At 36.0% G+C, this 12,364-nt stretch carries 12 protein-coding genes; 6 read left to right on the top strand and 6 right to left on the bottom strand.

The genetic code is table 11. The features are described from left to right. Window positions 1–371 precede the first annotated feature (371 nt). A complete protein-coding gene (locus SHYC_RS02470; protein ID WP_039644232.1) occupies window positions 372–1,310 on the bottom strand; it encodes a magnesium transporter CorA family protein in 939 nt (312 codons plus the stop codon). Continuing rightward, window positions 1,291–1,770, bottom strand: a complete 480-nt coding sequence (locus tag SHYC_RS02475) for a MarR family winged helix-turn-helix transcriptional regulator (protein WP_039644234.1) — start codon at window positions 1,768–1,770, stop codon at window positions 1,291–1,293. Before SHYC_RS02475 ends, SHYC_RS02470 begins: the two co-directional genes overlap by 20 nt. A gap of 286 nt (window positions 1,771–2,056) precedes the next feature. Between SHYC_RS02475 and SHYC_RS02480 the strand changes: the two genes are divergently transcribed. From SHYC_RS02480 to SHYC_RS02495, 4 genes are all read left to right on the top strand, one after another. Beyond that, complete coding sequence (locus SHYC_RS02480; RefSeq protein WP_107632910.1) at window positions 2,057–3,718, top strand: Na/Pi cotransporter family protein; 1,662 nt, start codon at window positions 2,057–2,059, stop codon at window positions 3,716–3,718. Window positions 3,719–4,379: 661 nt separating this feature from the next. After that, window positions 4,380–5,618 carry a copper resistance CopC/CopD family protein gene (locus tag SHYC_RS02485; protein ID WP_039644238.1) on the top strand — a complete coding sequence of 413 codons (1,239 nt, stop codon included), beginning with the start codon at window positions 4,380–4,382 and terminating at the stop codon, window positions 5,616–5,618. Window positions 5,619–5,650: 32 nt separating this feature from the next. Continuing rightward, complete coding sequence (locus SHYC_RS02490) at window positions 5,651–6,250, top strand: YcnI family protein (protein ID WP_039647506.1); 600 nt, start codon at window positions 5,651–5,653, stop codon at window positions 6,248–6,250. 67 nt (window positions 6,251–6,317) lie between these two features. After that, entirely contained in the window at window positions 6,318–6,767 is a 450-nt protein-coding gene (locus SHYC_RS02495) for a DUF2871 domain-containing protein (protein WP_039644241.1), read from the top strand. Between the two features lie 78 nt (window positions 6,768–6,845). Here SHYC_RS02495 and SHYC_RS02500 read toward each other — a convergent pair whose 3' ends face one another. From SHYC_RS02500 to SHYC_RS02515, 4 genes are all read right to left on the bottom strand, one after another. Next, window positions 6,846–7,232, bottom strand: a complete 387-nt coding sequence (locus SHYC_RS02500) for a GNAT family N-acetyltransferase (protein ID WP_407696127.1) — start codon at window positions 7,230–7,232, stop codon at window positions 6,846–6,848. A gap of 45 nt (window positions 7,233–7,277) precedes the next feature. Then, entirely contained in the window at window positions 7,278–8,306 is a 1,029-nt protein-coding gene (locus SHYC_RS02505) for an NAD(P)/FAD-dependent oxidoreductase (protein WP_039644245.1), read from the bottom strand. A 125-nt stretch (window positions 8,307–8,431) separates the two neighbouring features. Beyond that, window positions 8,432–9,772 carry a glucose transporter GlcP gene (gene glcP / locus SHYC_RS02510; protein ID WP_039644247.1) on the bottom strand — a complete coding sequence of 447 codons (1,341 nt, stop codon included), beginning with the start codon at window positions 9,770–9,772 and terminating at the stop codon, window positions 8,432–8,434. A 169-nt stretch (window positions 9,773–9,941) separates the two neighbouring features. Next, window positions 9,942–10,931 carry an acrylyl-CoA reductase family protein gene (locus SHYC_RS02515; protein ID WP_039644249.1) on the bottom strand — a complete coding sequence of 330 codons (990 nt, stop codon included), beginning with the start codon at window positions 10,929–10,931 and terminating at the stop codon, window positions 9,942–9,944. Between the two features lie 123 nt (window positions 10,932–11,054). Between SHYC_RS02515 and SHYC_RS02520 the strand changes: the two genes are divergently transcribed. Both SHYC_RS02520 and SHYC_RS02525 read left to right on the top strand, forming a co-directional pair. Continuing rightward, complete coding sequence (locus tag SHYC_RS02520) at window positions 11,055–11,570, top strand: GNAT family N-acetyltransferase (protein ID WP_039644251.1); 516 nt, start codon at window positions 11,055–11,057, stop codon at window positions 11,568–11,570. 79 nt (window positions 11,571–11,649) lie between these two features. Next, the gene (locus SHYC_RS02525; protein WP_039644252.1) at window positions 11,650–12,264 is read left to right on the top strand and encodes a hypothetical protein; all 615 of its coding nucleotides are present in this window, start codon (window positions 11,650–11,652) and stop codon (window positions 12,262–12,264) included. The last annotated feature ends 100 nt before the right edge of the window (window positions 12,265–12,364 follow it).

The following is a 12,364-nucleotide window of genomic DNA, read 5'->3' on the forward strand; positions in this document are numbered from 1 at the left end:
TAGACATATCATACGTTGTTATCAGTAAATAAAAGACACATAACTAAAATTTAGATGTTAAATATTGATATAATGATACGATAACAAACAATGATTTTTAATTAATGTGGTGAGAGGTGAAAAAATGATAAATAAAAGAGAGTTGAACGGAGGGATTGATACAAATTTACTATTATATGTTGTTAATTAAGTAGAGTTTTAAAAAGTTATGCTAAATGTGTTGAAACAAAATGAATACATATTGAAAAAGTAAAGTAGGTGCAACGAAGCGGATAATGGGGAAATGAAGAAGATGAGTCTTTAAACTAAAGCAATGCACGTAGGATTCAGAATATTAAAAGGTCTTCCAAACCCTACGTAAGACATATGTGTCATTTGAGGCGGTTGCTATGCCAAAGTAATATCGATGTGAGAACGACAAGTATTAAAGAAATAGCAATTACGATAATCCATGAGATGCCGGACTGTGCGTCGATAGGTAACGGTACGTTCATCCCAAAGAAACTAAATACCAATGTCGGTAACGTGAGAAGAACTGTAAAAATTGTAAGTGTCTGCATCGTCGTATTTAGCTGGTTTGAAAGTAATGATGCATATGAATTGGTCATACTTTCAACAATGCGTAAATAAAGTTCAGTTGTTTCTATTGCTTGTTGATGTTCATTTAAAACGTCTTCTAACAATTCATCATCTTCTGAAAAACGTTTTAAAGTGGAAAGTCTGTATAATTTTCTATGTGTCGATGCATTTGTTTTAAGTGATGCAATAAAATATACGAGACTTTTTTCAATTTCACTTAAAAAATAAAGTCTTAAATTCGTCACACGTTTTTGAAGTTTAATGTCAACTTGACGACGTTCTTTATTTAATAAGCGTAAAGCACGGTTGAATTCTGATGACATTTCGTATAATACATTTAATGCAAATCGACTTTTATATTTTAAATTAACGTGTTGATACAGTAAGTGATCAAAATAGTTAAAACTTTGACTACAAATGGTAATGATGACGCCTTTACCAATAATAATACCCAATGGAGACGTATGATAACTTTTAATATCATAATGGTCATCCTTTAATACTGGAAAGTCACTAATAATTAATGAATAGCCACTTTCATCATTTTCAATACGTGAACTTTCCTCGCTATCGAGCGCATCTTCTAAAAAGTCTTTTGGGAAAGGGAAAAATTCTAATAACGTTTGACTTTCTTCTTGTGTTGGTTTTACAACGTTAATCCACTGTGCTGTAGACCAATCTGACGTTTCTATTATCGCTAAATTTTCATTGTTACGATAAGCTGTGATCATAGTCGTCTCCTTCTTCCTCGCTCGGTTTAAGGTGACGGATATCTTGAAAACCTTGTCTTGACTCTGCAAAGCCTTCCATTAAATCATACCAATTGTCACCACGAGCTTCTTTTATCTCTTTAAATAACTCACTTTGAGCTTGATTTAACGTCGCAATCAATGCTTTACCTTTTTCAGTAGGATATAAACATTTTAACCTTCGATCTGTTAAATCAGGTTCATCAAAAATGAGTTCGTTCTCTTTTAATAACTTTAAAGTCGCGTGAGATCCTTGTTTAGATATTTCCAAATTTTCCAACAGCTTTTTTGTTGTAATGCCTGGAAGCTTATTAATAAAAAATAAAAATCGGTGATGTTGGCGGCTAAGACCGTACTCTTTAATGAGGTCATCCGCTGTTTTTGTAAAAGTCTGATATGCATAATAAAACAACAATAGTTCATAATCGTTTTGATGGTTCATACTCGTCGTCCCTTTATTTCATAGTGACTCTATTATAATGGACTTTATAACTTATGTCATTGGATGACGAATTAAAATACACTTTCAATTGTGTATTTCGTGTAACTAATGTAAACTCAAATAATGTGACATATTTATAGTAAATTAATGTTTGAGATGAATTGATTTACAATCAAAGTGTAATAACAGCAATGATTTTAAATATTTTTTACGTAATCTTAACATTAAATTTACATTTATAAGCGATAATCGAACTATAAAGCTTAATAGAGGTGAAATAATGGAAATGTCGGTTATGGAAGTCATCTTTTCCTTTTTAGGCGGTCTTGGGATTTTTCTTTACGGTCTAAAGGTAATGGGAGATGGGCTTCAAGCTTCAGCAGGGGATAGGCTACGTGATATTTTGAATAAGTTTACATCAAATCCAGTGTTAGGGGTTATCGCTGGTATTGTAGTAACGGTATTGATTCAAAGTAGTTCAGGAACGACAGTCATTACAATAGGACTTGTAACGGCAGGCTTCATGACATTAAAGCAAGCCATCGGTGTGATTATGGGAGCGAACATCGGAACAACTGTTACAGCCTTTATTATTGGTATTGATTTAGGTGAATATGCAATGCCAATTCTTGCCATCGGTGCATTTTTAATATTCTTCTTTAAACGTTCTAAAATTAACAACATCGGCCGTATTTTATTTGGTTTCGGTTCTTTATTCTTTGGTTTAGAGTTTATGGGCGGTGCAGTTAAACCTTTAGCAGAATTAGAAGGATTCAAACAATTAATGCTTGATATGTCGTCTAATCCGTTCTTAGGTATTTTTGTCGGTACTGCTTTAACGGCATTAGTGCAAAGTTCAAGTGCGACAATAGGTATATTGCAAGAATTTTATCAACAAAATATGATTAGTCTAGATGCAGCCATTCCTGTTTTATTGGGAGATAATATTGGAACAACGATTACGGCTGTCTTAGCAAGTTTAGCAGGGTCATTAGCAGCAAAACGTGCTGCGTTTGTACATGTTATTTTTAATGTGATAGGTGTAATTATCTTTTCGCTGTGCTTACCTATCGTGATACACCTTGTTGGCATGCTACAAGATATATGGCACTTAAAACCAGCTATGGCAATTGCATTTGCACATGGAGCGTTTAATGTAACAAATACATTAATTCAATTACCATTTGTGGCAGTACTTGCTTGGATTGTCACTAAGATTGTTCCTGGTAAAGATATTACTGAAGATTATAAACCGCAACATTTAAATAAAGATCTTGTTTACCATGCGCCTGGCGTGGCTTTACAAGAAACACAGAAGGAACTACAAAATGTAGGGAATATTGTTGAATCAATGTTTGAAGATGTTAAAGATACATCAAAAATTGATAAAAAGTTATTGAAAAAGCTAGAGCAAAAACATCAAGCGGTTGAAACTATCAATGATAGCATTCGTAGTTATCTTGTTCGTATTTCGACAAAAGATATTAATAAAGGGGATGTTGAACGTTTAGCAGTCATGTTTGATGTTAATCGTTCCATTTTAAAAGTTGCTGATTTAATTAAAGAATATGTAGAACAAATTAATCGTAAGCATCAAAAAGAAATTCATCTTACGGAAGATGCGCAACGTGGCGTTGAAAAATTACTGCATCACGTTACGGAATCTTTTGATAAATCGATTGAAATGCTAGACGTCTATGACACAACGAAAAAAGATGAAATCGTCGAGCGCAGTCGAGAATCATTTAACATTGAACATAAATTGCGTAAAGGGCACATTAAGCGTCTGAATCGTGGGGAATGTTCGACTGATGGCGGTTTAATATATATCGATATGATTGGTGTATTAGAACGTATCGGTTACCATTCAAGAAATATTTCTGAATCATTAGTAGGTTTAAACGATGACGTACCTACAGATGAAGAAATTGCGACACATGAAATCTAAAATATCAAGAGACTTGACTCACAAAAAGTGAGGCCAAGTCTCTTTTTTAGGGTTCTATAATAAATCGGACCAGTGCATACATAATTTCATATATTTGATTGTTCCACAAAGCCTCGCTTTTCTGGGAGCATTACAGAAATCTATTTGATTTCGTAGTAATGCCTGCCGGTGCATGAAGACGTTACGAATGTAATGAGTTACGTATTCAGTACACCTATGAACATACGTGAATAGGTGGTCCTTTACATTGAGGAAAGCTTGAAAAGCGCATGCTCAATCCAGTCAGCTACTGCCACTGTTTTTATTGAAGTAAGCCAAAATCTTAAAATGGATTTTCGGTTTCGGCTAGATGCCTCAGAAGTCTCGGCTTAGGAATCAATCAAATACGCTATATATATTCACAAACGTTATAAAGTCTAATTTACCGACTCAGTTTTACTGATTTAAGTAGTATTAAAATAGCCATAAATATTCAAGGTTGCATTATCCCGCAATAAAAAAGAGTTAAACATTCCAATATTGCATGATTTCTTAATTTAATCTACCACTCCGATTTGATAGAGAGCCATTTTTTACAATTCTTTGAATGTTATTAAAAGTTGTTGTTTTCAATAAAGGGTTTGATAAAATTGTGCTTATGTGAACTTTAAGGGGGGGTAAGATGAAGCATATTCAAATGTACATAAAAGGGGTGCTTTTTGTGTTTATGCTCGTTTTTGGGATAGGAGGGCAATTCAATGTCGCGTCCGCGCATGCATCACTTGAACATGCAGAGCCGTCAGAAAAAGCCGTCGTCTCTTCTTCACCAAAAGAAATCAAACTTGAAATGAGCGAACCGGTCAATACGACCTATACACATCTAACGCTGTACAATGATCGAGGAAAAGAAATCAAAGCGATTCAACCCAATGAAAAAAACTTTTCCAAGGTGATTACGTTTTTTACAGAGGAATTACAAGAGGGGACTTATCTTGTGGAGTGGGAAACGGTGGCTCAAGATGGGCATGATATGAAAGGACACTACCTCTTTTCAGTGGGGCATGAGACGGCCTCTTCAGTTGAGCCGACCTCTTCGCTTTTAACGGATACAATATTTTGGTGGGGCGCCATGCGTTTTGTTTTGCAAAGTCTCTTACTCGTACTTGTGGGATTCCATGCTGTGAATCGGCTCATGGAAAGACAAGAATTACCAACTTATTCCATCAAATCTCGTGCGATGACGTGGATTTTATTTATGGTGGCCTTAGTCACAGGAATTTTGTATTTAATGACGTTACCGCAACAAGTGATTAATGAGATTCTGACGCTTAATTTTGGCACGTGGAAACAATTTCCATTTATTATTTCAATCGTTGCGCTTATGACACTCATCATTTTATACGCTTTAAGGAATATGGAAAAAATTTGGTATGATTTGATGCCGATTTTAATCATCATAGCGATGGCGATTTCTGGACATGTTTGGGCGCAAACGTATCCGATATATTCCATTCTTATTCGCTCATTGCACCTATTTGCAATAGCGTTATGGTTAGGGAGTTTAGTCTATTTAGTATTTTACATATTTACACGACATCGTCATTCATATGTACTAATTTTGAAAGATATTTTATTTAAACTCAACGTGACTGCAGTGACAACGATTATGTTAACAGGTTTACTTATGACGTTAGATTTAACGTCTTTACCACGTTTATTAAGCCATTTCTCGACGTATAGTGGTTTATGGTACACAAAACTTATCGTGACTTTTGTGATGATGGCACTTGGAGGCTTCCAAACGTTTAAAGTCATGAAAAATAAAAAATCCATACATGGGCCATTACTCTATATTGAACTCGGATTAGGAATACTTTTAATTCTTGTCGGCGTTGTGATGAGTCAAATTGAGATTTTATAAATGAAGAGGTGGACAAATTGAAAAGTTTAAAGATGATAGGTAGTACTATTTTTGCGAGTATTTTATTAGGGACATTTTCTCAAGCGGAAGCGCATGTGACGTTAAATCCAAACCAAAGTGAACCGGGATCATATGATGAATATAACGTGCGTGTTCCAGTTGAACGCTCAGTGCCAACGACGAAACTTGAACTAGAAGTTCCAGATGGGCTTTCTTTATCAGGGGTAGAGCCTGTGCCAGGATTTAAACACTCTTTTAAAAAGGACAAAGAAGACAATATTAAAAAAGTGACATGGGAAGCGACTGGAAAAGGAATTGGAGAGCATGAATATGTCGATTTTCCTATCGTTGTGGCTAATCCCGAAAAAGAAGGCAAGTTTAAATGGAAAGCCATTCAAACTTACAAAGATGGTAAACAAGTAAAATGGGTTGAAGATAATCCAGATAGTGAGCATCCAGCTCCCGTAACGGAAGTAAAAAAAGGAAGCGGGCATTCACATCATCATGATGAAGAAACGAAAGCACAGTCACAAGCTGTTAGTCCAGCACTGTGGATCGTTTCAATATTAGCCTTAATTTTATCACTTGTAGCCTTATTTAAACGTTATTTACCTAGAAATAAAGACAAATAATGGACATTGACACGTCTTTGGGGAGTCGTCATAATGAATGTGAATAAGATTGGAGTTGAATCCTAAAATGAAACGTATTTTGTACACATTCATGTTTTATACGACACTCGGCTTACTGAGCGGTTTTGCGTATCGTGAAATTACAGTTCATTATAATTTTACGGGTGAAACACAGATGAGTGTTATGCATACCCATCTACTCACATTAGGGATGTTTATGTTTTTAATGTTAATCCCTATCGAAAAACTCTTTAAAATCAGTAGTTACTATCTGTTTAATTGGTTTTTCATCATTTATAATATCGGGGTACTTGTGACGGTAGGCATGCAGTTTACAAAAGGATTTATGCAAGTTTCACGCCAAACCATATCACCAAGCCTTGCTGGTTTTGCAGGCATCGGACATGTCACAATTACAGCAGGATTTATTTTGTTGTTCTTTTTATTAAGACAAGCGATTCTAACAGAACCTCGTGACGGCGAACCTCTCGTAAAACGAAAAAAGAAGAAAAAATAATTATGAAACATGAGAAAGCGTGGCACAGACTTCTTATCCAAGAGGTATGTGCCACGCTTTTTTGAAAGTAGATGAAATTTAAGAATGGTATTTATAATGATAAGACATTCCTCTTGAGAGAGGTTCAGTCAAGCGAAAGCCAAATTGTGCGTATAAATGTTCTGCTGGATGATCTGCGATGAGGCTAACATAGGTGCCGGGAAGCTTAATGTTGTCGATATAATGCATAATATCTTGCATAATTTGTTTGGCATAACCGTGACCTTGATAATGGGGATGCACCGCAATATCGATAATTTGAAAAGCTGTGGCACCATCTCCAATAACACGTCCCATTCCGATGAGTTGAGTGTCGTCATAAAGGGTGACCGTATGCCAAGCGTGTTGTAGACCAATTTCCGCTGCCTCAAGACTTTTTTCACTAAGGCCGCATATTTTACGTAAAGCGCAATAATCTTCTGGCATTGGAATGTGGTGGATAAGCTGTACCGACATTGTTAATCCTCTCCTTTATTTAGGTAAAAATGCTTTGTTGGCCTGTTTGAAAACAGGGTTATGGCTAGACACATAACCTTCTTTTGGGTCTTGTGGGCTAATATAATTTTTAGCGCTATTCGCTGCATGACCGGCATCACTAAAGGCACTTGTGATGAGATGTATTTTTGCTGGGTGTTGTAAAATATCGCCACATGCAAAGACACCGTCAATATTGGTTTTAGAGTTCCCTTGCCCTTGAATATAAGTGTGGTCGAACATATTGATTTTGAGTGAAGCCTCGTTCAATAACTCGAGTTGGCGATCAAAACCATGGCTAATAATCACTTCGTCAGCTTGTACTTTTATTTTTTCTTCTGTGAACAAGTGCGTTAACGTAACAGTCTCAATCAAATGGGACGCGTTTGATGGGCTTTCTAAGTCTGTAATCATCATATTCGAATAGCATTTCACATTTAATGATTGCAAATTTTGCATTGTTGCTTCATGACCGGATACATCGTTTCGCCGATAGACCAATGTGACAGATTGTGCGATAGGTGCGAGTGCTTCTGCCCAATCAAGCGCTGTATTGCCTCCTCCAGAAATCAAGACGTTTTTGCCTCTGAAATGCTCATATCGCGGCACCACATAGTGTAAATTCGTGAGTTCAAATCGATGGGCATGTTCAATTTCAAGGCGCTGGGGCTTAATAATCCCAGCACCAATCGCAATGATGACAGATTTTGAAGTATAAACTTTCCCAGATTCAGTGACGACTTCAAAATGATGATCGGCCATTTTTCTTATATCAGTGACTTTTGTTTTTAAAATAACTTCAGGATTGAAATGTAGCCCTTGTTCAATAATATCTTGTGTAATGGCTTCACATGTTTTAGGTGCCACACCCCCAATATCCCAAATTATTTTTTCGGGGTATAAGCGCATTTTTCCACCTAGTTTCTCTTGAGCGTCAATGATTTGAACGTCCATTCCACGTAATCCAGCATAAAAACTAGCATAAAGTCCGGCAGGGCCGCCCCCAATAATTGTGACATCTTTCATTCTTCATTCCTCAATTCGTTTATATTTACATCTATTATGTTACAAATGATATTCATTATCAATTATAATATGAAAAAAGCATCTGATACTTACATGTGGTGTAAGTCAGATGCTAAAAGTAAAAATTAATGCTTTTCTTTAACAGAACGTCCGCGCAAATCAGCCTCGATTTGTTCTAAACTACGTCCACGCGTTTCTGGTAGGAATATCATCACAAAGAAGAAAGCAATGACACCCATAATTGCAAAGATAAAAAACACCTGTTCTACTTTTAAAATATCACTAATGATAGGGAAAAAGTAGGCTACGAGTAAACTACCAATTGATAAAACAAGTGCGGCAATTCCTGTTGCAGCACCACGCGCACGCATTGGGAATAACTCAGGCAACATTACCCATAAGACAGGTCCCCAAGATATACCGAAGAATACAATGAATAAGGCTAAACAGATAATAATGATCCATACAGATGCATTAACGCCTAATGCCCAAATTAATAAGCTCATTGCAAGTAGTGAAAAGACCATTCCTAAGTTACCAATCATCAGTAGCTTTTTACGATCAATTTTGTCAATGATTAAAATAGCGACAATCGTGACTAATACATTCACCACACCGATGCCGACAGTGCTTAAAATAGATGCGGAATCTCCAAGTCCTGCTTTATGAAATATCGTTGGTGCGTAGTGAATAATTGCGTTAATTCCAATTAATTGCTGTAATAACGCGAAAACGGAGCCAATAATAATTGTTGTACGTAACCAAGGTGACTTTAAAACGTCCCAAGTACTTTCAGAGATTGCATTAATCTTTTTCATATTCGCAATTTCTAAATCTATTTCGTGTTCAGGATATGTTAATTTCATGACATCACGCGCTGCTTTTTCTCCACGTTTTTCTAATAGCCAACGTGGGCTTTCAGGCATGAAGATCACACCAATCATTAAAATAAGTGATGGTACAACTGCTAATCCTAGCATCCAACGCCATGCCTCAAAAGGTGCTAAAGCATAATTAACAAGGAATGATGAAAGTATACCGATAGTAATCATTAATTGGTTTAATGAACTTAATGAACCACGAGCATCAGTTGGTGCAAGCTCAGATAAGTATACAGGTACGATTGCTGTAGAACCACCGACAGCAAGTCCGATAATGAAACGTCCTAATACGACGATTTCAACGGTTGGTGCTAACGCTAACACAAGTGTGCCGACGATAAAAATGATGGAAATTATAAAAACAAGACGACGACGGCCTAACTTTTCAGATAATGGTCCGCTAAACCCTGAACCAAAAATGGCACCAAATAACATTGAAGATACGACAATCCCTTGTAGTTTTGGGGTAAGGGGGATATCATTTTGTAAATACAATAATGCACCAGAGATGACGCCCATATCATATCCATACAGTAATCCGCCTAAAGCACCAATAAAGAAAATAAACTTTTTATTGATATTCATCAGGTAACCTCCCATTGATTAAGTATGGATATAAGTATACGCTTTCAGGAATAATTCGTAAATTATAATTTTTCATAATTTGAGAATAATTTTTATTTTCTTATATCAAATTTATGACATTTGTAACTTTGGAATAAAAAGCTAAGTTAATTAAGTTGAAACAGCAATATTATTTAATCATTTTAATAACAATTCTCCCATGAATATGGTTATCTTTTAAGGCTTTGATATGGCTCTCAATAGATTCAAAAGGGACGACTGTTTTTATTTCATGTAACTGATGTGGTTTTAAATCTGTTGCTAAACGGCGCCACAACAAAAGTCGGCGACGCATAGGGAACTGAACTGAATCCACCCCCAACAATTTTACACCACGTAATATAAATGGAAAGACGGTACTGTTAAATGTCATCCCACTCACATTACCGCTCAATGCGACAGCACCATGTGGTTGAATGTGTTTTAAACATTCACCAACAGTATCGCCACCAATAGGATCAATAATCGCTTGCCATTTTCCTTTTTGCAACGGTTTAACAGTTAAAGTATCTAAACGGTCTATCACATCGCTTGCACCTAATGCTTTTAACCACTGCGCTTTATCTAATTGACCTGTACTTGTAGTTACTTTGTATTTTAAAGCGTGTAACATCATTGTCGCCATAGAGCCCACGCCTCCCGTTGCACCACGGACACAAACAGGACCACCGTCAGATGTAATTTTATTATCTTCTAATAATTGAATTGATATTGCAGCAGTAAAGCCTGCAGTCCCGATAATCATTGCCTCTTCTAGTGTTAATCCTTTAGGAAGGGGCACAAGCCAATCCCCATTAACACGTGCGATTTCACTGAACCCACCTGCATGTGATACGCCTAATTCATAACCCGTTGCAATTACAGCATCGCCTACTTTAAATGTTGGATGCTTAGATTCAATGACCTCACCAGCCAAATCGATACCAGGAATCATCGGATATTGTCGAATGATTTTGTTATTATCTTGTGTTGCAAGCATGTCTTTATAATTTAAACTTGAGTAATGTACTTTCACAGTTACGTCGCCTTCAGGTAATTCTTCTAATGTTAAGGTCTTAAATTGTCCAGTAACATTACCCTTATTTTCATCCAATACATAAGCTTTAAATGAATGTGTCATAAGTAACCCCTCTCAAAAATTTACTTTCACACTTTATCATGAGATATAATGAATGACAACGATATTGCAACATAAAAATGTTTGGAATATAGTAATGGGAAGTAGAAAGTGGGGGGATGAACCATGAAATTTAGTATTCGTAAAGTGCAAACGTCTGATGTGGCATTACTTAGGAAAGTGAGTATTGAGACATTTAAAGAAGCATATGCATCAGATTATGATAAAGCGTTATTTGACCAATATTTTGAAGAGGCAATGTCACTTGATACACTATCAAATGAATTACATAATTCACAATCCCATTTTTATTTTGCACTTTGTGATGATGAAATCGCCGGTTATTTCAAATTGAACATTGGTTCTGCTCAAACGGAACCATTTAATTCAGATTATGCTGAACTCCAACGTATTTATTTATACAATGCATATCAAGGGTTAAAGCTCGGTCAATTTGTCTTTGATTACGTTACACAACTTGCTAAAAATTTAAATAAGCGCTATTTATGGTTAGGGGTTTGGTCAGAGAATGATACAGCAATCGCGTTCTATCAAAAACAAGGGTTGAAAAAAATAGGAGAGCATGTGTTTAAAATGGGGGATCATGTGGATATCGATTGGACAATGGAACTTGAATTATAATATTTATCGTATAAATCTATAAAAAAATGTTATAATAACGATGGTAGTTATTAGCGTTTAATAAAGGAGGCGTCAAATCATGAAAAAGTGGATGGCAAGTTTTATGATACTTTCACTCGTTCTTGCTGCATGTGGCAATGATGACGGTGATTCATCTAAAAATCACGAGTCATCAAAAACTGAAAAGCATACGTCTAACGATAAGAAAGATCAACCGACTGAAGAAACATCAAAAACTAAAAAAGACAAAGCTCCAGCTCATGATGATTCAAATCAATCCAGTGAAGATTCCAATTCTAACGCTTCAAACAACAATGAGCGTCAAGGTGACACATCAAGCAATGTGCAAGAAAATGATAATAGCACGATGAAACAAGGTGGGTCATACGTTGCGCCATATCACGGACAAAATGTAGTCCCAGTGGCACAAAATATTGCACGTCAATCTGTTAATCAGCAACAAGCACTTAAACAACTTCCAAATTTCCAAACTTCTTTAGATGCTGCACAACGTGAAGTAACACAGTTGAACGGTCAACAAAATCCTTATAATGATTATGCAATTCAGGGTGAAGCTGGAAACTATCGTTACATTTTTAGTTTCATTAATCAATCACAACCTGGAACGTATATGATTGTGACTGTTGATCGCATGGGTCAACCTAAAATAGTTGATCCAACGTATCGTCAATAGAGCACAGTACAACGACAAATATTGAGCTGATTTCAACATCATTTGAAGTCAGCTTATTCCTACATCAATTTTTTTTGACATCACAGTGAGTGGATTTTCA

This window comes from Staphylococcus hyicus, assembly GCF_000816085.1.
GTDB classification, from domain to species: domain Bacteria; phylum Bacillota; class Bacilli; order Staphylococcales; family Staphylococcaceae; genus Staphylococcus; species Staphylococcus hyicus.

What these genes read in the sequence shown, in the direction of transcription:
- SHYC_RS02470 (WP_039644232.1), bottom strand. Translation starts at nt 1,310, where the DNA reads ATGATCACAGCTTATCGTAACAATGAAAATTTAGCGATAATAGAAACG.
- SHYC_RS02475 (WP_039644234.1), bottom strand. Translation starts at nt 1,770, where the DNA reads ATGAACCATCAAAACGATTATGAACTATTGTTGTTTTATTATGCATAT.
- SHYC_RS02480 (WP_107632910.1), top strand. Translation starts at nt 2,057, where the DNA reads ATGTCGGTTATGGAAGTCATCTTTTCCTTTTTAGGCGGTCTTGGGATT.
- SHYC_RS02485 (WP_039644238.1), top strand. Translation starts at nt 4,380, where the DNA reads ATGAAGCATATTCAAATGTACATAAAAGGGGTGCTTTTTGTGTTTATG.
- SHYC_RS02490 (WP_039647506.1), top strand. Translation starts at nt 5,651, where the DNA reads ATGATAGGTAGTACTATTTTTGCGAGTATTTTATTAGGGACATTTTCT.
- SHYC_RS02495 (WP_039644241.1), top strand. Translation starts at nt 6,318, where the DNA reads ATGAAACGTATTTTGTACACATTCATGTTTTATACGACACTCGGCTTA.
- SHYC_RS02500 (WP_407696127.1), bottom strand. Translation starts at nt 7,232, where the DNA reads ATGCCAGAAGATTATTGCGCTTTACGTAAAATATGCGGCCTTAGTGAA.
- SHYC_RS02505 (WP_039644245.1), bottom strand. Translation starts at nt 8,306, where the DNA reads ATGAAAGATGTCACAATTATTGGGGGCGGCCCTGCCGGACTTTATGCT.
- glcP (WP_039644247.1), bottom strand. Translation starts at nt 9,772, where the DNA reads ATGAATATCAATAAAAAGTTTATTTTCTTTATTGGTGCTTTAGGCGGA.
- SHYC_RS02515 (WP_039644249.1), bottom strand. Translation starts at nt 10,931, where the DNA reads ATGACACATTCATTTAAAGCTTATGTATTGGATGAAAATAAGGGTAAT.
- SHYC_RS02520 (WP_039644251.1), top strand. Translation starts at nt 11,055, where the DNA reads ATGAAATTTAGTATTCGTAAAGTGCAAACGTCTGATGTGGCATTACTT.
- SHYC_RS02525 (WP_039644252.1), top strand. Translation starts at nt 11,650, where the DNA reads ATGAAAAAGTGGATGGCAAGTTTTATGATACTTTCACTCGTTCTTGCT.